General features: G+C 70.3%; 24 protein-coding genes and 1 tRNA gene. 12 read left to right on the plus strand and 13 right to left on the minus strand.

The features are described 5' to 3' along the window. Positions 1-372 carry a VOC family protein gene (locus G3N18_RS04925; protein ID WP_196383193.1) on the plus strand — a complete coding sequence of 124 codons (372 nt, stop codon included), beginning with the start codon at positions 1-3 and terminating at the stop codon, positions 370-372. Between the two features lie 117 nt (positions 373-489). Here the strand turns inward: G3N18_RS04925 and nrdF are convergent, their stop codons facing one another. The 4 genes from nrdF to nrdH are packed head-to-tail and all read right to left on the minus strand — an operon-like array spanning position 490 to position 4308. After that, positions 490-1467: a class 1b ribonucleoside-diphosphate reductase subunit beta gene (gene nrdF, locus G3N18_RS04930; RefSeq protein ID WP_196383194.1), complete on the minus strand. Its 978-nt coding sequence runs from the start codon at positions 1465-1467 to the stop codon at positions 490-492. Between the two features lie 28 nt (positions 1468-1495). Next, entirely contained in the window at positions 1496-3652 is a 2157-nt protein-coding gene (nrdE, locus tag G3N18_RS04935) for a class 1b ribonucleoside-diphosphate reductase subunit alpha (RefSeq protein WP_196383195.1), read from the minus strand. Next, on the minus strand, positions 3634-4068 hold the full coding sequence (nrdI, locus tag G3N18_RS04940) for a class Ib ribonucleoside-diphosphate reductase assembly flavoprotein NrdI (RefSeq protein ID WP_196383196.1): 435 nt from the start codon (positions 4066-4068) through the stop codon (positions 3634-3636). Before nrdI ends, nrdE begins: the two co-directional genes overlap by 19 nt. Positions 4069-4074: 6 nt before the next feature. Beyond that, entirely contained in the window at positions 4075-4308 is a 234-nt protein-coding gene (nrdH, locus tag G3N18_RS04945) for a glutaredoxin-like protein NrdH (protein WP_005052310.1), read from the minus strand. Between the two features lie 407 nt (positions 4309-4715). Between nrdH and G3N18_RS04950 the strand changes: the two genes are divergently transcribed. Both G3N18_RS04950 and G3N18_RS04955 read left to right on the plus strand, forming a co-directional pair. Next, on the plus strand, positions 4716-5939 hold the full coding sequence (locus G3N18_RS04950) for an MFS transporter (protein ID WP_196383197.1): 1224 nt from the start codon (positions 4716-4718) through the stop codon (positions 5937-5939). A gap of 20 nt (positions 5940-5959) precedes the next feature. After that, the gene (locus G3N18_RS04955; protein WP_196383198.1) at positions 5960-6715 is read left to right on the plus strand and encodes an alpha/beta fold hydrolase; all 756 of its coding nucleotides are present in this window, start codon (positions 5960-5962) and stop codon (positions 6713-6715) included. 56 nt (positions 6716-6771) lie between these two features. Here G3N18_RS04955 and G3N18_RS04960 read toward each other — a convergent pair whose 3' ends face one another. Next, positions 6772-7176 (minus strand): pilus assembly protein CpaE, encoded by a 405-nt coding sequence (locus G3N18_RS04960; RefSeq protein ID WP_196383199.1) that lies wholly within the window; start codon positions 7174-7176, stop codon positions 6772-6774. Positions 7177-7223: 47 nt separating this feature from the next. On the opposite strand from G3N18_RS04960, the gene G3N18_RS04965 reads away from it, so the two are divergent. Then, on the plus strand, positions 7224-8384 hold the full coding sequence (locus G3N18_RS04965) for an acyl-CoA dehydrogenase family protein (protein WP_196383200.1): 1161 nt from the start codon (positions 7224-7226) through the stop codon (positions 8382-8384). Between the two features lie 348 nt (positions 8385-8732). On the opposite strand, the gene G3N18_RS04970 is transcribed toward G3N18_RS04965, so the two are convergent. Continuing rightward, positions 8733-9005 (minus strand): metal-sensitive transcriptional regulator, encoded by a 273-nt coding sequence (locus tag G3N18_RS04970; protein WP_196383201.1) that lies wholly within the window; start codon positions 9003-9005, stop codon positions 8733-8735. Positions 9006-9071: 66 nt separating this feature from the next. On the opposite strand from G3N18_RS04970, the gene G3N18_RS04975 reads away from it, so the two are divergent. The 4 genes from G3N18_RS04975 to G3N18_RS04990 all read left to right on the plus strand — a co-directional run bounded on the left by G3N18_RS04975 (position 9072) and on the right by G3N18_RS04990 (position 12153). Continuing rightward, on the plus strand, positions 9072-10358 hold the full coding sequence (locus G3N18_RS04975) for a DUF445 domain-containing protein (protein ID WP_196383202.1): 1287 nt from the start codon (positions 9072-9074) through the stop codon (positions 10356-10358). 72 nt (positions 10359-10430) lie between these two features. After that, positions 10431-10778 carry a gamma-glutamylcyclotransferase gene (locus tag G3N18_RS04980; protein WP_196383203.1) on the plus strand — a complete coding sequence of 116 codons (348 nt, stop codon included), beginning with the start codon at positions 10431-10433 and terminating at the stop codon, positions 10776-10778. After that, positions 10775-11689, plus strand: coding sequence for an arginase family protein (locus tag G3N18_RS04985; RefSeq protein ID WP_196383204.1), 915 nt, complete (start codon positions 10775-10777; stop codon positions 11687-11689). Before G3N18_RS04980 ends, G3N18_RS04985 begins: the two co-directional genes overlap by 4 nt. After that, positions 11686-12153, plus strand: a complete 468-nt coding sequence (locus G3N18_RS04990) for a SixA phosphatase family protein (protein ID WP_196383205.1) — start codon at positions 11686-11688, stop codon at positions 12151-12153. The genes G3N18_RS04985 and G3N18_RS04990 overlap by 4 nt, the downstream gene beginning before the upstream one ends. 33 nt (positions 12154-12186) lie before the next feature. Here the strand turns inward: G3N18_RS04990 and hutI are convergent, their stop codons facing one another. Genes hutI through hutH form a run of 3 tightly spaced genes read right to left on the minus strand, consistent with a single transcriptional unit; the run spans position 12187 to position 16726 of the window. Continuing rightward, positions 12187-13455 (minus strand): imidazolonepropionase, encoded by a 1269-nt coding sequence (gene hutI / locus G3N18_RS04995; protein ID WP_196383206.1) that lies wholly within the window; start codon positions 13453-13455, stop codon positions 12187-12189. Then, on the minus strand, positions 13452-15128 hold the full coding sequence (hutU, locus tag G3N18_RS05000; RefSeq protein WP_196383207.1) for a urocanate hydratase: 1677 nt from the start codon (positions 15126-15128) through the stop codon (positions 13452-13454). Before hutU ends, hutI begins: the two co-directional genes overlap by 4 nt. Before the next feature lie 35 nt (positions 15129-15163). Then, complete coding sequence (hutH, locus tag G3N18_RS05005; protein WP_196383208.1) at positions 15164-16726, minus strand: histidine ammonia-lyase; 1563 nt, start codon at positions 16724-16726, stop codon at positions 15164-15166. 160 nt (positions 16727-16886) lie between these two features. Between hutH and G3N18_RS05010 the strand changes: the two genes are divergently transcribed. After that, positions 16887-17678 (plus strand): IclR family transcriptional regulator, encoded by a 792-nt coding sequence (locus G3N18_RS05010; RefSeq protein ID WP_420827080.1) that lies wholly within the window; start codon positions 16887-16889, stop codon positions 17676-17678. 16 nt (positions 17679-17694) lie between these two features. Here the strand turns inward: G3N18_RS05010 and G3N18_RS05015 are convergent, their stop codons facing one another. Both G3N18_RS05015 and G3N18_RS05020 read right to left on the minus strand, forming a co-directional pair. Continuing rightward, a complete protein-coding gene (locus G3N18_RS05015; RefSeq protein ID WP_196383209.1) occupies positions 17695-18171 on the minus strand; it encodes a YbaK/EbsC family protein in 477 nt (158 codons plus the stop codon). Between the two features lie 123 nt (positions 18172-18294). Continuing rightward, positions 18295-19176, minus strand: coding sequence for a hypothetical protein (locus G3N18_RS05020; protein ID WP_230403893.1), 882 nt, complete (start codon positions 19174-19176; stop codon positions 18295-18297). 329 nt (positions 19177-19505) lie between these two features. Between G3N18_RS05020 and G3N18_RS05025 the strand changes: the two genes are divergently transcribed. Continuing rightward, a complete protein-coding gene (locus G3N18_RS05025) occupies positions 19506-20573 on the plus strand; it encodes a Glu/Leu/Phe/Val dehydrogenase family protein (protein ID WP_196383210.1) in 1068 nt (355 codons plus the stop codon). A gap of 132 nt (positions 20574-20705) precedes the next feature. Continuing rightward, positions 20706-22313: an AMP-binding protein gene (locus G3N18_RS05030; RefSeq protein ID WP_338038281.1), complete on the plus strand. Its 1608-nt coding sequence runs from the start codon at positions 20706-20708 to the stop codon at positions 22311-22313. A gap of 58 nt (positions 22314-22371) precedes the next feature. Here the strand turns inward: G3N18_RS05030 and G3N18_RS05035 are convergent. Both G3N18_RS05035 and G3N18_RS05040 read right to left on the minus strand, forming a co-directional pair. Continuing rightward, positions 22372-22447, minus strand: a tRNA-Ala gene (locus tag G3N18_RS05035). Positions 22448-22467: 20 nt separating this feature from the next. Next, positions 22468-22743, minus strand: coding sequence for a hypothetical protein (locus G3N18_RS05040; protein ID WP_196383216.1), 276 nt, complete (start codon positions 22741-22743; stop codon positions 22468-22470). Between the two features lie 14 nt (positions 22744-22757). Here G3N18_RS05040 and G3N18_RS05045 point away from each other — a divergent pair, with 14 nt between their 5' ends. After that, positions 22758-23078 carry an amidohydrolase family protein gene (locus G3N18_RS05045; protein ID WP_230403897.1) on the plus strand — a complete coding sequence of 107 codons (321 nt, stop codon included), beginning with the start codon at positions 22758-22760 and terminating at the stop codon, positions 23076-23078. Positions 23079-23217 lie beyond the last annotated feature (139 nt).

Below are 23217 nucleotides of genomic sequence, written 5' to 3' on the forward strand. Positions count from 1 at the left end.
ATGGATTGGAAGATCGAGCTCATCTTCGTCCCGGTCAGCGATGTCGACCGGGCCAAGGAGTTCTACACACGGATAGGCTTCCACGCCGATCACGACTCGACGCCGTACCCCGGTCTGCGGTTCGTGCAACTCACCCCTCCCGGGTCGGCATGCTCGATCGCGATCGGCACCGGGCTTCGCGACGACGTGCCGGCCGGGTCGCTCGACGCGATCCAGGTCGTGATCCCCGACGCCGACGCGGCGCTCGCACAGCTGCGAGAGGTCGGAGTCGAGGCGGAAGGTGTCGACGAGCAGAGCTGGGGCCGCTTCGTGACGTTCGCCCACCCCGACGGCAACACCTGGACGCTGCAGCAGCTTGTGCCGCAGGCCTGAGTGCGCGACGGGCTGAGGAACGACCGGAGAGCCCCCGACGAACGCTCGTTGCGAGCGACTCTTCGGAGGCTGTCTCCTGGGTGTCCGGGCCGTTCTCCCGCGTGTTTCCGGGGTTTCTTAGAAGTCCCAGTCGTCGTCTTCGGTCGCGACGGCCTTGCCGATGACGTACGACGAGCCCGAGCCGCTGAAGAAGTCGTGGTTCTCGTCGGCGTTCGGAGAGAGCGCCGACAGGATCGCGGGGTTCACGTTCGTGACGGTCGAGGGGAACATCGCCTCGTAGCCGAGGTTCATGAGCGCCTTGTTCGCGTTGTAGTGCAGGAACTTCTTGACGTCTTCGGTCAGACCGATGCCGTCGTAGAGGTCTTGCGTGTACTGCACCTCGTTGTCGTAGAGCTCGTAGAGCAGCGAGAACGTGTAGTCCTTCAGCTCGTCGCGCTCGGGCTGCGAAAACTTTTCGAGACCCTTCTGGAACTTGTAGCCGATGTAGTAGCCGTGCACGGCCTCGTCGCGGATGATGAGGCGGATGATGTCGGCCGTGTTCGTCAGCTTCGCCTTCGACGACCAGTGCAGCGGCAGGTAGAACCCCGAATAGAAGAGGAACGACTCGAGCAGGGTCGAGGCGACCTTGCGCTTGAGGGGTTCGTCGCCACGGTAGTAATCCATGACGATGTGCGCCTTCTTCTGCAGGTTCGGGTTCTCGACCGACCAGCGGAACGCGTCATCGATCTCGGGCGTCGAGGCGAGAGTCGAGAAGATCGACGAGTAGCTCTTCGCGTGCACCGATTCCATGAACGCGATGTTCGTGTACACCGCCTCTTCGTGCGGGGTGATCGCGTCGGGAATGAGCGAGACCGCGCCTACGGTGCCCTGAATCGTGTCGAGAAGCGTCAGCCCGGTGAACACGCGCATCGTCGTGGTCTGCTCTTCGGGGGTCAGCGTCGCCCACGACTGCACGTCGTTACTGAGCGGCACCTTCTCGGGCAGCCAGAAGTTGTTCACCAGACGGTTCCAGACCTCGAGGTCTTTGTCGTCTTGAATACGGTTCCAGTTGATCGCCTGCACGTGGTCGACGAGCTTGAGCGGTTCGGGAGTCATGTTCTTCAGTCCTTGGATCGAACGCCGGTCACAGCATGCAGCTGACGCACTGGTCGAGCTGGGTGCCCTCGAGCGCCATCTGCCGCAGGCGAATGTAGTAGATCGTCTTGATGCCCTTGCGCCACGCGTAGATCTGCGCCTTGTTGATGTCGCGGGTCGTGGCGGTGTCTTTGAAGAACAGCGTCAGCGACAGGCCCTGGTCGACGTGCTGCGTCGCCGCGGCGTAGGTGTCGATGACCTTCTCGTAGCCGATCTCGTACGCGTCTTCGTAGTACTCGAGGTTGTCGTTCGTCATGAACGGCGCCGGGTAGTAGACGCGGCCGATCTTGCCCTCTTTGCGGATCTCGATCTTCGACGCGATCGGGTGGATCGACGACGTCGAGTTGTTGATGTACGAGATCGAGCCGGTCGGAGGCACCGCCTGCAGGTTCTGGTTGTAGATGCCGTGCTGCTGGATGGATGCCTTGAGCTCGCGCCAGTCCTCCTGCGTGGGAATGTGGATTCCCGCGAAGAGCTCTTTCACCTTCTCGGTCTCGGGCTGCCACGCGGCATCCGTGTACTTGTCGAAGAACTCCCCCGACGCGTACGTCGAGTCTTCGAAACCGTCGAAGGCAGCGCCGCGCTCGATCGCGAGCCGGTTCGAGGCGCGCAGCGCGTGGAAGAGCACCGTGTAGAAGTAGATGTTCGTGAAGTCGATGCCCTCTTCGGAGCCGTAGTGCACGTGCTCGCGCGCCAGGTACCCGTGCAGGTTCATCTGCCCGAGGCCGATGGCGTGCGACCGGTCGTTGCCGTCTTCGATCGAGCGCACCGAGGCGATGTGGCTCTGCTCGCTGACCGCGGTGAGCCCGCGGATCGAGGTCTCGACGGTGCCGGCGAGGTCTTTGCCGTCCATCGCCAGGGCGATGTTCATCGACCCGAGGTTGCACGAGATGTCCTTGCCGATCTGGTCGTACGACAGGTCTTCGTTGTACGTCGTCGGCGTGTTCACCTGCAGGATCTCGCTGCACAGGTTCGACATGTTGATGCGGCCCTTGATCGGGTTGGCCTTGTTCACCGTGTCTTCGAACATGATGTACGGGTAGCCCGACTCGAACTGGATCTCGGCGAGGGTCTGGAAGAACTCGCGCGCGTTGATCTTCGTCTTCTTGATGCGCGCGTCGTCGACCATCTCGCGGTACTTCTCGGTGACCGAGATGTCACCGAAGGGAACCCCGTAGACCTTCTCGACGTCGTACGGCGAGAAGAGGTACATGTCTTCGCCGCCCCGGGCGAGCTCGAACGTGATGTCGGGGATGACGACACCGAGCGACAGCGTCTTGATGCGGATCTTCTCGTCGGCGTTCTCACGCTTGGTGTCGAGGAAGCGCAGGATGTCGGGGTGGTGCGCCGACAGGTACACCGCGCCCGCGCCCTGGCGCGCGCCGAGCTGGTTGGCGTAGCTGAAGCTGTCTTCGAGCAGCTTCATGACGGGGATGATGCCCGAGGACTGGTTCTCGATCTGCTTGATCGGAGCACCCGCCTCGCGGATGTTCGACAGCAGCAGGGCCACGCCGCCGCCGCGCTTGCTGAGCTGCAGCGCCGAGTTGATGCCGCGGGCGATCGACTCCATGTTGTCTTCGATGCGCAGCAGGAAGCAGCTGACGAGCTCGCCGCGCTGCGCCTTGCCGGTGTTGAGGAACGTCGGCGTCGCGGGCTGGAAGCGGCCCGAGATGATCTCATCGACGAGCTGCTCGGCGAGGCGCTGGTCGCCGTCGGCGAGGCCGAGCGCCGTCATCACGACGCGGTCTTCGAAGCGCTCGAGGTAGCGCTTGCCGTCGAACGTCTTCAGCGTGTAGCTCGTGTAGTACTTGAACGCGCCGAGGAACGTCTCGAAACGGAACTTCGCCGCGTACGCGCGGTCGTTGAGGCGCTGGATGAACTCGAACGGGTACTTCTCGAGCACCGCGCCCTCGTAGTACTCCTTCTCGACCAGGTAGTCGAGGCGCTCCTTGAGCGAGTGGAAGAAGACGGTGTTCTGGTTGACGTGCTGCAGGAAGTACTCCCGCGCGGCACGCTTGTCGGCGTCGAACTGGATCTGCCCGTCGTCGCCGTACAGGTTCAGCATGGCGTTCAGGGCGGTGTAGTCCAGCCCGTCGAATCGCGTATCGATTTTGAAGGTCGCCTCGGTCACTGCTGTGTCCACCATCGTTCCAATCCGTCGCTCACACGGGCGACGTCTTCAGGCGTGCCGAAAAGTTCGAGCCGATACAAGTGCGGCACGGTGCACTTGCGGCTGATGATGTCGCCGGCGACGCAGAAGTGTTCGCCGAAGTTGGTGTTGCCCGCAGAGATGACCCCGCGGATGAGGGATCGGTGCTTCTCGTCGTTGAGAAAGCGGATCACTTGTTTGGGGACGGCGCCCTTCTCGACGCCGCGCCCCTGGCCGCCCCCGTAGGTCGGGGTGACGAGCACGAACGGCTCGTCGACCACGATCGCGGGGTCGGCCGCCAGCAACGGGATGCGCATCGCCGGCAGGCCGAGCTTCTCGATGAAGCGCGCCGTGTTGCCCGATGTGCTGGAGAAGTAGACGAGCAGCGGCGCGCTCGTGGCGACCGCGCTCATCTCAGCTCACGCCAGCCGCGAGGCGAGCTCGTCGATCTTGTCGGGACGGAAGCCCGACCAGTGGTCTTCGTCGGTGACGACGACCGGCGCCTGCAGGTAGCCGAGCGACTTCACGTGCTCGAGCGCCGCGGGGTCTTCGGAGAGGTCGAGAACCTCGTAGTCGATGCCCTTCGAGTCCAGTGCCCGGTACGTCGCGTTGCACTGCACGCACGACGGCTTCGTGTAAACCGTGATCGCCATATCGATCCTTGTCTCCCCTCAAATCTCGCCCAGTTCCCCGGGCTTCCCGCCCAGGACTCCGGCAGTCCTTCGCCGGGAGTCCAATACTACATATGGGTGCCGACACTCGGAAGCACCACAAGGGGTAGTAGTTACATCCGTGTAGTTTTTCACCGCTCTCCCCAGGTACAACACATCTTGTCCACCGTTTCATCCACAGATCCGCCGCGTTCTCGACACCCGGAAAAGGCCTGAATCACGCGCCTTTCGCCCGCTCGGCGGGCATCCGTCCACAGATGCGACGCTAACGAGGGCCACCGACATCGGTTCGGCTGTGGAAACCGCGCTCCGGCGTGTCGCGGGCGTGTCGCGGTATGCCCGGCGGATGCCTGCGGCGCGCCCCACCGCGCGGTTGATACCGTTGTCAGGTGGCGGGATATCGGGAACTCCTGCGCACCCACGGGGTCGCGCGCATCATCGCCGCACAGTTGACGGCGCGCTTCCCGAACGGGATGACGAGCCTCGCCATCCTGCTGCACGTCGAGCAGCAGACCGGGTCGTACGGCGCGGCGGGCCTCGTGCTCGCGGCCGCCTCGATCGGCCAGGCCATCGCCGGGCCGGTGACGAGCCGGTGGATGGGCATCTGGGGCATGCGGCGCGTGCTCACCCTCACCACCGCCGTCTGCGCGGCCGCGATCCTCGTGATGGCGCTCGTGCCGATGGGCGTCGTCGGCTACATGGTTTGCGGCCTCATCGCGGGGCTGTCGACGCCGCCCGTGCAATCGGCCGTGCGCACGATCTACCCGAAGATCGTCAACGCGCGCCAGTTGACCGCACTCTTCTCGCTCGACGCGAGCCTGCAGGAGATCATCTGGATCCTCGCGCCCGTCGTCATCACCCTCGTCGCCACGCAGGTGGGCACTGTGCCGGCGCTGCTGCTGATCGTCGTCTTCCTCGTGGGCGGCGGCACGTGGTTCATCCTCTCCCCCGAAGTCGGCCGAGTGCGCATTCCGCGCAGCCGCCGCGGCTTCGGCCGGGTGCTGGGAAAGCCCGTCGTGGTGCTGGCCACCGTCATCGGCTTCCTGCTGATCGGTGCCTGCTCGGCGGTCGAGGCGGGCGTCGTCGCCACGTTCGGTCACGGCGGCCTCGAGGCGGGCCTCGTGCTGGCGGTCTTCTCGGTCGGCAGTCTCGCCGGTGGCCTCGCCTTCGGACACATCCCGATCGGCCCGTGGGCGATGGCGCGCCGCCTCACCGTCGTCGCGGTCGGTCTCGTGCTCGCGACCCTCTTCGTCGGCGACCTCTCCCCGCAGACCCCGTGGTGGGTGGGCGCGTGCCTCATCGTCGCCGGCGTGGGTGTCGCGCCCGCCCTCGCGGTGATGTTCGCGATGACCTCGGCATCCGTCAAGTTCAGCGAAACCGCCGAAGCGTACGGCTGGATCGGCACCGGCCAGCTGATCGGTGCGGCGCTCGGCTCGGCCGTCGCCGGTTTTCTCATCGACGGGGTCGGCCCGGCGGGCGCCTACGCCGCGGCGGCGGGCTTCGCGATGGTCGGCGCGCTCGTCTCGGTCGCGTTCGTGCGCGGCTTCCCCGACCTGCGCGGCCGCGACGCGAGCCCGATCCCCGACACCGAGCCGGTGCCGATCATCACCTGACGGCTCGATATCCTGGCCCCATGCCGACGCCGCTCACCCTCCCCCGACTGTCGTGGGGCGACCCGCACGCGACGAAACACGCCCTGCTCGTGCACGGCCTCGGTTCGAACGGCGCGCTGATGTGGCGGTACGGCACGTGGCTCGCGGATGCCGGGTGGCACGCCACCGCCGTCGACCTGCGCGGCCACGGCACAGCGCCGCGGGCGACCGACTACTCGATCGCCGCGTACGCGGCCGATCTCGTGCACACCGCGGCCCCCGACGGCGAACCGTGGGACCTCGTGATCGGGCACTCGCTCGGCGGCGCCGCCACCACCAGCGCGAGCGCGGCGGTGCCCGCGTGGAGTCGGCGCCTGGTGCTCGTCGACCCGGCGATCCACCTCGCCGACCACGATCGACAGGTTGTGCGGAACAGCCAGGAACGCTCGTTCGCCGACACGTCCGAGGCCGCGGTGCGCGCCGAGCACCCCACCTGGCACCCGAACGACAGCGAGCTGAAGGCGCTGTCGGCGCAGCAGGCGAGCAGGTGGGCGGTCGAGCAGACGAGCTCGCAGAACATGCCGTGGGACGTGCGCGCCGACGCGGCGCGGCTGACGGTGCCGACGCACATCATCGCGAGCGACCCGGCCGTCTACTCGATCTTCACCGGCGCGCTCGCCGACGAGGTGCGGCAGAACCCCGTCGTGTCGATGTCGGTCGTCACCGGTGCCGCGCATTCGCCGCACCGCGACCTGCCCGACGACACGATGCGTCACCTCGCCGCCGCGCTCGGCTGACCCGGACTGATCCCGTCTAGTGCCGTCGCGGCCCGACCACCGCGGGGCGAGGGGCGTCAGGCGATGCGGCGGAGCACGTGCAGCAGCGCGAGCGCGTAGGCATCCTCGGGCTGCGGGTGTTCGAACGACGCCGCCTCCCCCGCGAACACGATCTCGACGCGGTAGGTATCGGCGAGGCGCGCGAGCGAACGGAACGCGCCGCGCAAGAGCTCGCGCAGCTGGTCTTCGCGCGGCAGCCACAGCGCATCGTCGAGGGCGACCGAGTCAAGCGCCCACTCCGTCGTGCCGTTGAAGGCGAGGATCGTGCCGGTGGAGTACCGGCGCGGTTCGATCGTCATTTCGCTCACCGTGAAGACGTCGGCCTCGAACTCGGGTTCGTCGAGCTGGAAGCGGTCACCCGAGGCGGGGTACCAGCTGAGCCCCGCATCGCGCAGCGCCAGGGCCAGATCGGTCGAGATCATGCGTCCATCCTGCCCCGGGTGCGCGGCGCGCGGGCCAGGATGGAGAGGTGAGTGCTTTCGACCCCGCCGCCTACCTGCCCGACGACCTCCTGGAGCGCATCCGCTCGCGCGCAGCAGCCGTCGATGCCGAGAACCGCTTTCCCGACGAAGACCTCGCCGAGCTGACGGATGCCGGGTACCTCGCGATCCTCGTGCCGCGCGAGCGCGGCGGCGCGGGGCTCGGGCTCGCCGAGGCATCCGTGCTGCAGCAGCGGCTCGCGCAGGCCGCCCCGGCGACGGCGCTCGCGATCAACATGCATCTCGTCTGGACGGGCGTGGCGAAGGCGTTCAGCGACCGCGGCATTCCGGGACTCGAGTTCGTGCAGACCGGTGCCGCCGCCGGCGAGGTGTTCGCGTTCGGCATCAGCGAGGCGGGCAACGACCTCGTGCTCTTCGGCAGCGACACGGTGGCCGAGCCGCAGGCCGACGGCTCGTACTCGTTCACCGGTACGAAGATCTTCACGTCGCTCGCGCCGGTGTGGACCCAGCTCGGCCTGCACGGACTCGACACGACCTCGCCCGACGCCCCGCAGATGGTCTACGCGTTCGTGCCGCGGACGGGCGCCGTCGTCACCCGCGATGACTGGGACACGGTCGGCATGCGCGGCACCCAATCGCGCACGACCGAGCTGCACGGCGCCGTCGCGCCCGCCGATCGGGTCGTGCGGCGCCTCGCACCCGGGCCGAACCCCGACCCGATCGTGTTCGGCATCTTCAGCGTGTTCGAGATCCTCTTGGCATCCGTCTACACCGGTATCGCGCGGCGCGCGCTCGACCTCGCCGTCGAGACCGCGAAGGGGCGAACGTCGAAGAAGACAGGGCTCGCGTACAGCGACGACCCCGACATCCGCTGGCGCATCGCCGAGATGGCCCTCGCCTACGACGCGCTGCTCCCCCAGGTCGCGTCGCTCGCCGTCGACGTCGACGCGGCAGCGGATCACGGTGCGCTCTGGTTCGCGAAGCTGTCGGGCCTCAAGCACCGCGCCGTCGTCGCCGCGAAGCAGATCGTCGACGAGGCCATGCTCGTCGCGGGAGGGTCGAGCTACTTCACCCGCAGCGAGCTGAGCCGGCTCTACCGCGACGTGCTCGCCGGCATGTTCCACCCCTCCGACCCCGAGTCGGCCCACTCGACCGTCGCCGCCGCCTGGCTCGGGCCCGTCTCGGGCTGAGGGCGCTCCGTCGCGGACTGAGCGACCCTTTCGCACGCGCTGTCGATCCCTGTGCGCGCTGTCGAAACCTGCCGGCGCTGTCGAAGAATGCGCAGCGCGCGCAGGTTTCTGCCGCGCGCGCTGTCCCGGCCCAACCCCGCCCCAGCCCGCCCCGGCGTGACCCGGCATCGGTCGAATGCTGATTCTGGCTCGAGGATGCGCGCGCCCGACGCCGAGTGCCCGAACTGCAAGGGATCGTGACGGACACGCCGGGCACACGGGCATCCACCCGGCGTGTCGCGCACGAACCCTTGCAGTTGCGGCGGCGACACCACCCACAAAGCACAGCACACGCGACGGATGCCGAGGTCAGCGCGCCTCGAGGTCGTACGCCTTCAGCAGTTCGGCGACGGCCTGCTCGCGCTCGGCGCCGCCCTCGGCGAACATGTGCGCGACGTGGGTGCGCAGGTGGTTCTCGATGAGGAGCTTGTCGAGGGATGCCAGTGCCTTCTGCACCGCGCGGGACTGGGCGATGATGTCCATGCAGTAGTCCTCGTTCTCGATCATCTTCGCAAGCCCGCGCACCTGACCTTCGAGAATGCTCGTGCGGTGCAGGGCACGCTTCTTGATGTCGTCGATCACGCCTTGAGAATACGCCGCCGCGGCGGCGCGGCCCACTGCGCGAAACCCGCGTGCGAAACTTGCCGCATGGCCCGCACTCCCACCGAACTCCTCAGCCCCGCCGACCAGGAGCGGCGACGGTCGCTCCGGTTCATGAAGGGTGTGGCCCTCGGGGCGCTGGTGTTCATGGCGATCGTGTTCGTCATCGCCTTCGCCCTGCAAGACCGCTACCCGTGGCTCGGCTACGTGCGCGCGGCGGCGGAGGGCGGCATGGTGGGTGCCCTCGCCGACTGGTTCGCCGTGACGGCGCTGTTCCGCCACCCCCTCGGCATCCCGATCCCGCACACCGCGATCATCCCGAAGCGTAAAGACGAGATCGGGCGGAGCCTCGGCGAGTTCATCGAGACGAACTTCCTCGAGGGCTCGGTCGTGCGCTCGAAGCTCGAATCGACGAAGATCGCCGCGACGGCGGGCACGTGGCTGCGCCGCCCCGACAACGCCGAGCTCGTCGCGCGCGAGGCATCGGCGATGGCCACCGGCATCCTCAATGCCCTGAGCGACGACGAGGTGCAGGACCTCATCGGAGACCTCGCCCGTGAGCACCTGCTCGACCCGGAATGGGCGCCCACGCTCGGCGGCTGGCTCGAGCGCGTCGTGGATGCCGGGGCGCACCACGGCGCCGTCGACCTCGCCGTCGACAGCATCTCGACCTGGCTGCAGGCCAACCGCGACTCGTTCACGGGTCTCGTCTCGCGCCGACTGCCCTCGTGGGTGCCCTCGGTCGCGATGCGGCTCGTCGACGACACGGTCTATCACGAGGCGGTGAAGTTCGCCGCGGCGGTGCAGGCCGACCCCGAGCACCCCGCCCGGCACGCGATCGACCGCTACCTGACGCGCTTGTCCGAGAACCTGCAGCACGACCCGGCGACGATCGCCCGGCTCGAAGAGGCCAAGAGTGCCGTGTTCGACAGCCCGCGGGTGCGCGAGCTCGCCGCCGAGGCGTGGAACACCGCCAAGGCCGGACTGCTGCGGAGCCTCGCCGACCCCGAGAGCGCACTGCGACGCCGCATGAGCGCGGCGCTCATCGAGGTGGGTGACCGGCTCGCCACCGACACGGCCCTGCAGGAGCGCGTCGACACGCGCGTCGCCGATGCGGCGGTGTTCCTCGTCGACCGCTACCGTCACGACATCGCCTCGATCATCACCGACACCGTCGAGAAGTGGGACCCGGCCGAGACCACCGAGAAGATCGAGCTCATGGTGGGTCGCGATCTGCAGTACATCCGCCTCAACGGCACGATCGTGGGTGCCCTCGCCGGCCTCGCGATCTATGCGGTCGCGCAGGCCGTGGTCGCGGCGGCCTCGCTGGGGTGATCCGACACCGACCCATAGCTCGTGCGTGACGTAATCCTCGCCCCGCCGCAGCCCGCGGAGTACCGTGGAAACGTGAGCGACCAGCCCGGCGATCAGCTGCTGTTCACCTACGGCTCGCTGCAAGACGCCGAGGTGCAGCTCGACACGTTCGGGCGCCTGCTCGCCGGTGAGCGCGACGCCCTCCGCGGGTACACGATCGACTACGCCGAGATCGACGACGCCCGCGTCGCCGAAGTGTCGGGGCTGTCGGTGCATCCGATCCTTCGCCGCACCGGCAACGCGATCGACACCGTCGTCGGCACGGTCGTGCACATCACGAGCGACGAGTTGGATGCCGCGGACGAGTACGAGGTCTCGCTGTACCGTCGCGTGCGGGTACCGCTCGCGAGCGGCCGCGAGGCGTGGGTATACGTCGGATGAGCGCGCTCTCGCACGATCCGCTCTGGCCGCGCGCCGGTGGGTGGTCGGCGCCGGCAGAAGGCGACCGGACGGATGCCGTGGTGCTCGGCGCCCCCGCACATCGCACGTCGCTGTCACCGACCGGCGCCGACGCGACCCCGGCCGCCGTTCGTGAAGCGCTGCGCCGCTACAGCCCGACACTCATCGGTCCTCCCCCGGTCGACCTCTCCGAGGTGCTGTGCGTCGCCGATGCGGGCGACGTGGCCGACCCGGACGGGCCCGACGGCGAAGAACGGCTGCGCGCACGTGTCGGTGCGCTGACCGCGGCACCCGACCTCGTCGTCGTGCTCGGCGGCGACAACTCCGTGACGTATGCCTCCGCGCAGGGCGCGGGCGCCGGCGGGCTCATCACCCTCGACGCGCACTTCGATCTGCGCGACGGCGTGTCGAACGGCTCGCCCGTGCGGCGGCTCGTCGACGGCGGCCTCGACCCGAGGCGTGTCGTGCAGCTCGGTGTCGCCGACTTCGCGAACTCGGCCGCCTACGCGCGGCGCGCGGCCGACCTCGGCATCCGGGTGATCACTCTCGACGAGTTGCGCCGTCGCCCCGTCGACGACGTCGTGGCCGAAGCCGTCGAGATCGCCGGCGGCGCGGCGCCCGGCGCTGCGGCAGGCATCCATGTCGATATCGACGTCGACATCTGCGACCGGGCCGTCGCCCCCGGCTGCCCCGCGTCGGTGCCGGGCGGCCTGCAGGCGTGGGAGCTGCGCGCGCTCGTGCGTGCCCTCGCCACCGACCCGCGGGTGCGGAGCGCCGACATCGTCGAGGTCGACGCGACGGCCGATGCCCCCGACGGGCGGACGGTGCGCCTCGCCGCGCTGTGCGTGCTCGAACTGCTCGCGGGGCTCCACGCCCGAAAGGGGTCTCGATGACCACGCTCGTTCTCGTCCGCCACGCCAAGAGTGATTGGGGCAGCCCCTCGCTCGACGACCACGACCGCCCCCTGAACGCCCGCGGCATGCGCGACGCACCGGCCTCGGCTGCGCGCCTCGCCCAGACCGGGCTGCGCCTCGACGCGCTGCTGTCGTCGACGGCGCTGCGCGCCCGCACGACGGCGGGCTTCTTCGGCGCAGCGCTCGGGCTCGAACCCGAGCTCGACCCCGGCCTCTACGGTGCGCCCGCCTCGGCCCTGCTGGCGGCAGCCGCCGCGCGCGGCGTCGACGCCGTGATGGTGGTCGCGCACGACCCCGGAATGACGGTGCTCGCCGAGCGACTCTCGGGCGGCGGCATCGGGCACATGACGACGTGCGCCGTCGCGACCTTCCGCTGGGAGACCCCTGACTGGGATGTCGCGACCGCCGTCGACCCCGACGAGTGGAGCTTCGACACTCCCTGATCTCGAGGGCTCGTCTCGCGCGCGGGGCCCGGTTCAGCGCAGCGGCACGCCCCCGCGGTAGGCCTCGTGCACGAGCGGCACACCCGGGCGATAAGCGAGGTGCGTGCGCGTCGGCGCGTCGAGGATCACGAGATCGGCCCGCGCGCCCGCGCCGAGGTGGCCGACGTCGGAGCGCTCGAGCGCCCGTGCCCCGCCGGCCGTCGCGGCCCACACCGCTTCGGCGATGGTCATGCCCATCTCGCGCACGGCGAGGGCGATCATGAGCGGCATCGACGAGGTGAAGCTCGTGCCGGGGTTGCAGTCGCTCGCGAGGGCGACGGTGACCCCCGCGTCGAGCAGGCGGCGGGCGTCGGGGTACGGATGCCGCGTCGAGAACTCGACCCCCGGCAGCAGCGTCGCGACGGTGTCGCTGCCGGCGAGCGCGGCGACGTCGGCGTCGCTGAGGTAGGTGCAGTGGTCGACGGATGCCGCGCCGAGGGCGACCGCGAGGCGCACGCCCTCCCCCTCGCCGAGCTGGTTGCCGTGCACGCGGGGGCGGAGGCCCGCCACGATTCCGGCACGGAGCACGCGTTCGGACTCGGCGGGCGTGAAGGCGCCCGTCTCGCAGAAGACGTCGATCCAGCGCGCGTGCGGGCGCACGGCGTCGAGCATCGGTCCGGTCACGAGATCGAGGTAGGCCTCGCGGTCGTCGACGTACTCGGCGGGAACGACGTGCGCACCGAGGAACGTCACCTCGCCCGTGGCCTCGGCGGCGAGGCGCGCGAGCCGCGCTTCGCCGTCCACCGTGAGGTCATAGCCCGTCTTGATCTCGAACGTCGTCGTGCCCTGCGCGTGCAGCTCGGCGGTCAGCCGGCCGAGTCGGGCACGCAGCTCGTCGTCGCTCGCAGCCCGCGTCGCGGCGACCGTGCGACGGATGCCGCCCGCGGCATACGCAACCCCGGCCATCCTCGCCTCGAACTCGTCGGCCCGGTCGCCGCCGAACACGAGGTGCGTATGACTGTCAACGAACCCCGGCACGACGGCGCGCCCCCCGGCATCCACGACGCGCACCTCGCCGCGAGACACCGCCTGTGCGCCGAGACTCCGGTCCATCGCCGGTGTCTCGGCGCCCGACCGGTGTCTGGCGGGGGCGTCGGCGAGGGCGGCGGGGGCATCCGCCGCGCGGCCGGCCCAGGCGACGCGGCCGCCGCGGACGAGCAGGGCGGCGTCGCGGATGAGGCCGGTCGGGTCGGCCACGTCGTCGCCGAGGCCCACGGCGTTCGTCGTGAGCTCGCCGATGCCGGTGATGAGCAGATCGGTCACGGTGTGGCATCCATCATCGGCACCTGCAGTCCGCGCTCGCGCGCGACCTCGCGGGCGCGCGCGTAGCCGGCGTCGACGTGGCGCATGACCCCCGTGCCCGGATCGTTCGTGAGCACGCGCTCGATCTTCTCGGCGGCGAGCGGCGTGCCGTCGGCGACCGTGACCTGGCCCGCGTGGATCGAGCGACCGATGCCGACGCCCCCGCCGTGGTGGATCGACACCCACGACGCTCCTGACGCCGTGTTCAGCAGCGCGTTCAGCAGCGGCCAGTCGGCGATCGCGTCGGAGCCGTCGGCCATCGCCTCGGTCTCGCGGTACGGGCTCGCGACCGATCCCGCATCGAGGTGATCGCGGCCGATCACGATCGGGCCTTTCAGCTCGCCCGAGGCGACCATCTCGTTGAAGCGCAGCCCCGCGAGGTGGCGCTCCTTGTAGCCGAGCCAGCAGATGCGCGCCGGCAGACCCTCGAAGTGCACCGTCTCGCCCGCCTTCTCGAGCCAGCGGCGCAGCGGCGCGTCGTTCGGGAACAGTTCCGCCACCGCGCGGTCGGTCTTCGTGATGTCGTCGGGGTCTCCCGACAGCGCCACCCACCGGAACGGCCCGCGCCCCTCCGCGAACAGCGGCCGGATGTAGGCCGGCACGAACCCGGGGAACGCGAACGCGCGGTCGTAGCCGCCGAGCTCGGCCTCACGCCGGATCGAGTTGCCGTAGTCGAAGACGGCGGCCCCGGCATCCATGAAGCCGACCATCGCCTCGACGTGCGCGGCCATCGCGGCGCGCGCCCGCGCGGTGAAGGCGGTGGGGTCGGATGCCGCGGCATCCTTCCACTCGTCGACCGACACCCCGACCGGCAGATACGCGAGCGGGTCGTGCGCGCTCGTCTGGTCGGTGACGATGTCGACCTCGACCTCGCCCGCCCGCTGGCGGCGCAGGAGTTCGGGAAAGACCTCAGCGGCGTTGCCGACGACGCCGACGCTCCGCGCCTCACCCGCGGCCTTCGCGGCGCTCACCCGCGCGACGGCCGCATCGAGATCGGTCGTGTACTCGTCGAGGTAGCCGTGCGCGACGCGACGCGCGAGGCGTGATTCGTCGACGTCGACGATGAGCACCGTTCCCCCGTTCATCGTGACGGCGAGCGGCTGCGCCCCGCCCATGCCGCCCGCGCCGCCGGTGAGCGTGAGGGTTCCCGCAAGGTCGTCGCGACCGAGCGAGCGGGCCACGGCGGCGAAGGTCTCGTACGTGCCCTGCAGGATCCCCTGCGTGCCGATGTAGATCCACGACCCGGCCGTCATCTGGCCGTACATCGTGAGACCGAGCTCTTCGAGGCGGCGGAACTCGGGCCAGGTCGCCCAGTCGCCGACGAGATTCGAGTTGGCGATGAGCACGCGCGGAGCCCATTCGTGCGTGCGGAAGACACCCACCGGCTTGCCCGACTGCACGAGCAGGGTCTCGTCGGGCTCGAGCTCGTCGAGGGTGCGCACGATCGCGTCGTACGCCTGCCAGGACCGGGCCGCCCGCCCCGTGCCGCCGTAGACGACGAGGTCTTCGGGGTGCTCGGCGACCTCGGGGTCGAGGTTGTTCATGAGCATGCGCTTGGCCGCCTCGGCGCCCCAGCTCTTCGCGGTGCGCTCCGCGCCGCGTGGCGCGTGGATGGTACGGGTGTCGCTGGTCATGTCAGGTGCTCCTTTGCAGATCCTCTGGTGTGGGTTCAGCGGGCGGCGGCGTCCGCGGCGGCGGCGACCTGCCCCGACAGCACGAGGGCGGTCGTCGTCTCGATGTCGGGGCTCACGAAGCGGTCGGGCCCGGGCCCGGCGACCCCGGCGCTCCGCACGAGGTCCCGCACCGCCGCGGTGGCGGGGGCGGGCGCAAGCGGTGCGCGCAGGTCGAGGGCGCGGCATCCGGTCACGACCTCGATCGCGAGCACACGGGCGAGCCCGTCGATGCCGCGCCGAAGCTTTCGCGCAGCGGCCCACCCCATCGAGACGTGGTCTTCCTGCATCGCCGACGACGGAATCGAATCGACCGAGGCCGGCACCGCGAGGCGCTTGAGTTCCGAGACGATGCCCGCCGCGGCATATTGCGCGATCATGAGCCCCGAATCGACGCCGACCTCGTCGGCGAGGAACGGCGGCAGCCCGTTGCTGCGCGTGCGATCGAGCGCGCGGTCAGTGCGCCGCTCCGAGATGGATGCCACGTCGGCTACCGCGATCGCGAGAAAGTCGAGCACGTACGCGACCGGCGCGCCGTGGAAGTTCCCGTTCGATTCGACCCGCCCGTCCGAGGTCACGACCGGGTTGTCGACCGCTGACGCCAGCTCGCGGCTCGCGATCAGCGCGGCGTGGGTGACGGTGTCGCGCGCGGCGCCGTGCACCTGCGGCGAGCAGCGCAACGAGTAGGCATCCTGCACGCGGGTGCAGACGGCGGGGTCGCGGTGGCTCGCCACGATCTGCGATCCCGCGAGCAGGTCGCGCAGCCGCGCCGCGGAGTCGGCCTGCCCCACCTGCGGGCGAAGCGCCATCAGGTCTGCCGCGAACACCGCATCGGTGCCGAGCTGGCTCTCGACCGACAGCGCCGCCGCGACGTCGGCCGTGTCGAGGAGCACGCCGAGGTCGTGGATCGCGAGCAGCAGCATTCCGAGCATGCCGTCGGTGCCGTTGATGAGGGCGAGCCCCTCCTTCTCTTCGAGCACCAGCGGGGCGATACCCGCGGCGGCGAGCGCGTCGGAGGCATCCATCTCTTCGCCCTCGGCGGTGCGCACCTGCCCCTCGCCGAGCGCGGCGAGGGCGACGTGCGAGAGCGGCGCGAGGTCGCCCGAGCAGCCGAGCGACCCGTATTCGCGGACGATGGGCGTGATGCCGTCGTTGAGCATGGCGGTGTACGTATCGACGACGACGGGGCGGACGCCCGTGTGCCCGGTGGCGAGGGTCTGCAGGCGCAGCAGCATGAGCGCGCGGATGACCTCGCGCTCGACCTCGGCGCCGGTGCCCGCGGCGTGCGAGCGGATGAGGGATGCCTGCAGCTGGCGCCGCCGCTCGGGGGCGATGAAGGTCGTGGCGAGCGCTCCGAACCCGGTCGAGATGCCGTAGCGCGGTTCGGGATCGTCGGCGAGGCGCTCGACCAGCTCGCGGGCGGCGGCGACCCGTGCCTGGGCCGCCGCGGCGATCTCGACGCGGGCGCCACTGCGGGCGACGGCGACGACCTCTGCGGGCGTCAGCGGGCGGGCGCCGACGGTGATCGTGTCGATGGCGGGCAGCGTGGTCGGGAGGCTCATGCTCCGATTCCACCGCGGGCCAGGGGCGCAGGCCAGGCGTTGGTGGCAAGCTGTGTCTGTGATCCCAGACAGAGATGACCGCGGCCGTGCGGTGCTGCGCGCCGCGCCGAAGGCGCCGGGCTCAACGAGTGCCCCTGCCGCTCCGCAGGTTTCCACCGATATTGCGGGGCCCGCCGCACCCGCACCTTCCCTGCCGACCGCGTCCGCCGCCCCGCAGGTACCCGCGGCCGACCAGACGCTGCGCATCCTCGCCTTTCTCGCGCGCCAGCGCGGGCCCGTCGCGGCGCGGACGGTCGCCGATCAGCTGGGCATCCCGCGCTCGTCGGTGTACCACCTGCTCAGCGCGATGGCGGCGCACGGCTTCGTCGTGCACCTCGCGGCGGAGCGGCGCTGGGGGCTCGGCACCGCCGCATTCGAACTGGCGGGGGGCTATGCCCGCCAGCAGCCGCTCGCGCGGCTGGGGCGCCCGCTCGTGGCATCCCTCGCCGACCGCACCGGCGAGAGCGCGCACCTCGCGGTCATGACCGGTCGAGACGTCGTCTACATCGTCGAGGAACGCGCACCGCGCCGCCCGGCGCTGGTCTCGGATGTCGGGGTGCGACTGCCCGCGCATCTGACGGCCACCGGGAGGGCGATGCTCGCCGCGCTCCCCCGGGAACAGGTGCGGGCGCTCTACCCCGACGCGGGCGCGTTCGCCGACCGCACCGGGCGCGGACCGCAGACTCCCGGCGCCCTGCGCGAGACCCTCCGCGCGACGCGGGCCGAAGGCTTCGCGACCGAAGACAGCGAGGTCACGCTCGGCTTCCGCTCGGTCGGTGTCGCCGTGCGCGACCACGCGGGGTGGCCGGTCGCCGCGATCGCCGTCACGTGGCAGGGCGAGCCCGGCGCTGCCGCCGCCTTCGCCGCGACCGTCGCTCCGGCCGCGGCCGAGCTCGCTCGGCGCATCGGGTGACGGGCGGGCCTGCGGCTCAGTCGACGCGCATCACCGTGCCGCCGGTGAGGCGGACGAGTTCGTCGTAGGTGAGCGGGAAGACCGTGTGCGGAGTGCCGCCGGCTGCCCAGATCTCCGGGTAGGCGGCGAGCGCCTCGTCGACGATGGTCACGAGCGGAGCGGGATGGCCGGTCGGCGCGACGCCGCCGATCGCCTGTCCGGTGGCCTCGCGCACCTGATCGGGCGTCGCCCGCCGGATGGCGCCCCGGCCGAGCCGCTCGGCGAGGGCTGTCGTGTCGACGCGGTGGGCGCCGCTCGTCATCACGAGCAGTGGTGCGTCGTCCGACCAGAACACAAGGCTGTTGGCGATAGCACCGACCTCGACCCCGAGGGCTGACGCTGCGAGAGCGGCCGTCGACGCGGCATCCGGCAAGACGACGATCTCGCCGGCGATGCCCGCCGCGCGCAGCGCCTCGTGCACCAGACGGCTGCGGGCGGGAAGGTTCTCGGTCATGGCCCGAGCCTAGTGGCGGGTCTCGGCCGTGAGGCGTGTCGAAAACCTGCTCGTTGATGTAGAAGTGGAGTGTCAGCCGCGGCCGAGCCGTCAGAAGCCCCAACCTGCAGGGTTTCGTCACGGTCACGCCGTGCGAGCCCCGAATCCCTCCACTCGCGCGAGGCGCAATGCGCGCAGCGCGGCGGAGACGAGCTCCGGGTTCCACAGGATGTCTTCCGCGATGGGCCGAAGCGACGCGTAGCCCCTCGCGGCCAGCAGCAGATCGCGCCGGCGATCGCGCTTCTGCGAGACCCACCCGCGGTGGAACTCCTCGCTGTCGCACTCGACGACGAGCCACCCGTCGAGCACGAGATCGACACGGCCGACGCCGGCGATCTTCACCTGCAGCTCGACAGTGAAGCCGAGCGACAGCGCGATCAGGCGCATCAGCGACTCCGGACCTGATTCGGCGCGACCGTCGATGAGACGTCGCAGCACACGACGCCTCGGCGGCACTCGGGCGAAGATCTCATCGAGGTCGTCGACGGTGATGACGCCCTTGTGCAACGCCGAGTCGAGGGTCGCGATCGCAGCTCGTGGGGGCTGACAGGCCGCCGCTTGGGCGACCGCGTCGATCAGCGACACCGCGCTCGCTCGGGGATGGGGACTGCGGAGCAGCGGAGACCAGTGCCACACGGCCCCCTTCTTCTCGGTCCGGCGCTTGCTGACCGAGCGCTCGAAGTGCACGTGCACCGAGCGGGACTCGAGCACGAAAACGCCGAGAGCGGCGAGCACCGAGACGCACGCCGACCGTCCACCGAAACTCGACGCGAGGACGATGGCCGGTGGCGCCCCGGCCGCCAGGTAGGCGCCGCGGCGAACCGCGACGAGCACGCCGCCGGCCACCGCGCGGGAGATCTCACGCGCGGTCAGACCGTCCCGCCGCAGGTCGGAGGCGCGTCGCACGGGGTGCGGGCCCGCATCGGCGATGTCGGTCAGTCGGCGGGGATCGATCGGCTTCGGCATGCCGTTCATCTCAGACCCGCGGGCGGCACCGTGGGGCCTCGATCGACCGATCTGTGGACGTTCTCGGAGATCGGGCGGTTGGGGAGGACGCGATGAAGTCTTGCTGGGTGGGCACGATGACGGGCCGGAGAGCGGCGCGAGCGCACTCCTGCATCAGCCAGCAGGTTTTCATCACCGCACCCCCAGCTGAGCACCGAACCCGGCAACTCACCCCCCACCCGACCGCCCACCCCCGGGCCGCACCGCCCGGGTGGCACAATGGCTGACGACGCCGCAACGCCGCGGCGCTCACCGAGCACAGCCCACAAGGCCAGCCGAAAGAGAACGCGATGACGCACACCCTGCCCCTGCCCGATTTCACCCACGAACGCGTGGAGGTGACCACGGGCCCGCGCAGCGGCCTCGTCATCACCGTCGCGCTGCACTCCTCGGCCCTCGGGTCCGCCCTCGGCGGCGCACGCCTGTGGACCTACCCGCACTGGAGCGACGCCGTCGGTGACGCGCTGCGATTGTCTGCTGCGATGACCCTCAAGAACGCCGCCGCGGGGCTGGATGCCGGGGGTGGCAAATCGGTGATCTGCCTGCCTCCCGGGGTGACGCTCGACGCCGACCGGCGCCGCGCCGCGTTCCTCGACCTGGGCGACGCTGTGGAGCGGTTCGACGGCCGCTACCGCACGGCGGAGGACGTCGGCTCGACGACCGACGACATGCTGACCGTCAGCGAGCGCACGGCGCACGTGGTGGGTCTGCCCGATTCGGCGGGCGGCTCGGGCGAACCGGCCGGGCCGACGAGCCTCGGCGTCTACGAGTCGCTGCGCGCGACGCTCGATCGAGTGACCGGGTCGCCCGACGTCGACGGCCGCCGCATCACGATCTCGGGTCTCGGCCAGGTCGGCGGGCGGCTCGCGGTGCGCCTCGCCGCCGAGGGCGCCCGGCTGACGGTCACCGACGTCAACCCGGCCAAGCGCGCGCTCGCGGCCGATCTCGGCGCCGAGTGGGCCGAGCCCGGCACCGAGCACCTGATTGCGGCGGATCTGTTCGTGCCCGCCGGCATCGGCGGCGTGCTCGACGACGAGGTCATCGACGCCCTCGCGGCGCGCGCCGTCTGCGGCCCGGCGAACAACCCGCTCGCCGACCGGTCGGGCGCCGACCGGCTCGCGGCACGCGGCATCCTGTACGCCCCCGACTTCGTCGTGAACGCCGGCGGTGTGGTCTACCTCGACCTCGAGGCAAAGCAGCTGGGCACCCGCACCGAGATCATGGATCGCGTCGCCGGCATCGGCGACGCCGTGCGGTCCCTGTTCGACGATGCGGCGGCGCAGGGCATCACGCCGCTCGACGCGGCCGAGCAGCGCGCCGCGTCGCGCCTTCGCGAGGCATCCGCCGTCAGCGTCTGAGACGGCTCGCACGGCAGGTGCCGCGCGATCTGCGGACTCGGTTCCATCAACAGTGGAACCGAGTCCGCTGGGATGCGAGGATGGGGGAACCCGGCACCGCCGCCGGAACCGTGTCGTCGAAGGAGACAACCCGTGTTCACCAGCCCGTTCCCCGATGTCGAGATCCCCGCGACGAGCATCTACGACGACCTGTTCGGCGGTCTGACCGCCGAAGACGCCGCCCGCGTCGCGTTGATCGACCCCGCGACGGGCGCGGAGACGACGTACGGCGCCCTCAAGGCGCAGATCGACGCGTTCGCCGGCGCCCTCGCCGCGCGCGGGGTGGGCACCGACACCGTCGTCGGTCTGCTGTGCCCGAATGTTCCGGCGTTCGCGACGGTGTTCCACGGCATCCTGCGCGCGGGGGCGACCGTCACGACGCTGAACTCGCTCTACACGCCCGGTGAAATCCAGAAGCAGCTGACGGATGCCTCGGCCACCTGGTTCGTCACCGTGAGCCCGCTGCTTCCGCAGGCGAAGGCCGCCGCCGAGGCGGTCGGCATCGCCGACGACCACCTCATCGTGCTCGACGGCACCGACGAGACCGCGCCGGGGCACCCGAACCTGCGGGGGCTGCTGACCGAGGGCCGCCCGGCCCCCGAGGTGAGCTTCGACCCGGCGACGCACGTCGCCGTGCTGCCGTACTCGTCGGGCACCACGGGCATCCCCAAGGGCGTCATGCTCAGCCACCGCAATCTCGTCGCGAACGTCGCGCAGTGCCGCGTCAACATCGATCTGCGGAACACCGACCGGGTGCTCGCAGTGCTGCCGTTCTTCCACATCTACGGCATGACGGTGCTGCTGAACCTCGCGCTCAAGCAGCGCGCCGCGCTCGTGACCATGCCGCGGTTCGACCTGGTGCAGTTCCTCGAGAACATCCAGCGGTTCGGCTGCACGTACCTCTACATCGCGCCGCCGATCGCCGTCGCCCTCGCCAAGCACCCGATCGTCGACCAGTACGACATCTCGACGGTGCACACGATCTTCTCGGGGGCCGCGCCCCTCGACGGCGAGACCGGCGAGCTCGCCGCCCGGCGCCTGGGTGCCCGCATGATGCAGGGCTACGGCATGAGCGAACTGAGCCCCGTCTCGCACGCCATGCCGTACACCCGCGACGACATTCCGGTGAGCTCGGTGGGCACGATCCTGCCGAACATCACGTGCAAGCTCATCGACACCGAGACCGGCGAAGAGATCACCGAGATCGTCGAGGGCGGGCAGACCCGGCCGGGCGAGCTGTGGGTGAAGGGCCCGAACGTGATGCTCGGCTACCTGAACAAACCGGATGCCACGGCCGAGACCCTCGACGCCGACGGCTACCTGCACACGGGCGATGTCGCCGTCTACCACGAGGGCGGATACTTCTCGATCGTCGAGCGCGTGAAGGAGCTCATCAAGTACCACGGCTACCAGATCGCCCCCGCCGAGCTCGAGGCGCTGCTGCTCGGGCACCCGAAGGTGATGGATGCCGCGGTGATCGGCGTGCTCGACGACGAGCGGGAGGAGATCCCCAAGGCGTTCATCGTCGCGGCTCCCGATTCGGGGCTGACCGAAGACGAAGTGAAGGCGTTCGTCGCCGAGAACGTGGCTCCCTACAAGAAGGTGCGCCGCGTCGAGTTCGTCGACCAGATCCCCAAGTCGACGTCGGGCAAGATCCTGCGCAAAGACCTGCGCGCCCGCGAGGCGGCCGCCGCGAGCTGACCTCGGAGCAACGAAGAAACCCCCGCCTGAGCGGGGGTTTCTTCGTTGTGCGGTGCGGTGGTGGACCTAAGGAGATTCGAACTCCTGACCTCCTCGATGCGAACGAGGCGCGCTACCAACTGCGCCATAGGCCCGTGAACCGAGAACTAGGCTATCACGCCTCTTCGGCCTCTCGCGCACCGCAGCATGGAGGGATGACCTCACGCTTCCCTCCCCCCGCGTCGTCCGCCGCGTACGCCTCGGCACCTCCGCCGCCGACGAATCGACCCTGGTCGACGTGCACCTCGCGGACGGCCGGATCACCGGCATCCACCCCGCTTCCGCGATCGATGAGGACGCAGATGAGGACGCAGCGGAGCGCCCGGCCGGCGGCGTGATCGACGGGCGCGGGCGGCTCGCCCTGCCCGGTCTCGTCAACGCGCACGCGCACGTCGACAAGTCGTGGTGGGGCTTCCCTGGCAGGGGTACGGCGGCGAAGGCGGCACGGAGGGCCGCATCCGGCACGAGCGCGCCCGGCGTGACGAGCTCGGCATCGCATGGCAGTACGCGCGGGCGTCGGGCATCGTGCGCGACCACGATCTGCGCCGCGTGGTCGCGGTCGCGACGGGAGCCGCCGCGCCGTTCGCGGGGCTGCCGGAGGGGCGCCTCGAAGTGGGCGCCCGCGCCGACCTGGTGCTCGTCGACGCCGAGAACGCGATGGATGCACTCGTGCGCACTCCCCCGCGCGAGGTCGTCATCGCGGGCGGGCGCCTGCTCGTGGGGTGAGCCCGGGCGGGTTACTGCCCGCTGGCGCGGCGCTCGAGCAGCCGGCGCACGTGCGCTTCGATCGCCTCGTCGCCCGCCGCGGGGCCGCCGGCGAACTCGTCACCGCGTGCCTGCGACACGCTCGCGGCGCGCGCCTGGT

It is taken from the genome of Microbacterium paulum (assembly GCF_015707995.1).
Taxonomy (GTDB): domain Bacteria; phylum Actinomycetota; class Actinomycetes; order Actinomycetales; family Microbacteriaceae; genus Microbacterium; species Microbacterium paulum.

Excerpts from the sequence above, each read along its gene's own strand:
- G3N18_RS04990 (WP_196383205.1), top strand. The coding sequence starts at position 11,686 with ATGACCACGCTCGTTCTCGTCCGCCACGCCAAGAGTGATTGGGGCAGC.
- G3N18_RS04925 (WP_196383193.1), top strand. The coding sequence starts at position 1 with ATGGATTGGAAGATCGAGCTCATCTTCGTCCCGGTCAGCGATGTCGAC.
- nrdH (WP_005052310.1), bottom strand. The coding sequence starts at position 4,308 with ATGGCGATCACGGTTTACACGAAGCCGTCGTGCGTGCAGTGCAACGCG.
- nrdE (WP_196383195.1), bottom strand. The coding sequence starts at position 3,652 with ATGGTGGACACAGCAGTGACCGAGGCGACCTTCAAAATCGATACGCGA.
- hutH (WP_196383208.1), bottom strand. The coding sequence starts at position 16,726 with ATGAGCCTCCCGACCACGCTGCCCGCCATCGACACGATCACCGTCGGC.
- G3N18_RS04985 (WP_196383204.1), top strand. The coding sequence starts at position 10,775 with ATGAGCGCGCTCTCGCACGATCCGCTCTGGCCGCGCGCCGGTGGGTGG.
- G3N18_RS04975 (WP_196383202.1), top strand. The coding sequence starts at position 9,072 with ATGGCCCGCACTCCCACCGAACTCCTCAGCCCCGCCGACCAGGAGCGG.
- G3N18_RS04955 (WP_196383198.1), top strand. The coding sequence starts at position 5,960 with ATGCCGACGCCGCTCACCCTCCCCCGACTGTCGTGGGGCGACCCGCAC.
- G3N18_RS05025 (WP_196383210.1), top strand. The coding sequence starts at position 19,506 with ATGACGCACACCCTGCCCCTGCCCGATTTCACCCACGAACGCGTGGAG.
- G3N18_RS05020 (WP_230403893.1), bottom strand. The coding sequence starts at position 19,176 with ATGCCGAAGCCGATCGATCCCCGCCGACTGACCGACATCGCCGATGCG.
- G3N18_RS05015 (WP_196383209.1), bottom strand. The coding sequence starts at position 18,171 with ATGACCGAGAACCTTCCCGCCCGCAGCCGTCTGGTGCACGAGGCGCTG.
- nrdI (WP_196383196.1), bottom strand. The coding sequence starts at position 4,068 with ATGAGCGCGGTCGCCACGAGCGCGCCGCTGCTCGTCTACTTCTCCAGC.
- G3N18_RS04960 (WP_196383199.1), bottom strand. The coding sequence starts at position 7,176 with ATGATCTCGACCGATCTGGCCCTGGCGCTGCGCGATGCGGGGCTCAGC.
- hutU (WP_196383207.1), bottom strand. The coding sequence starts at position 15,128 with ATGACCAGCGACACCCGTACCATCCACGCGCCACGCGGCGCGGAGCGC.
- nrdF (WP_196383194.1), bottom strand. The coding sequence starts at position 1,467 with ATGACTCCCGAACCGCTCAAGCTCGTCGACCACGTGCAGGCGATCAAC.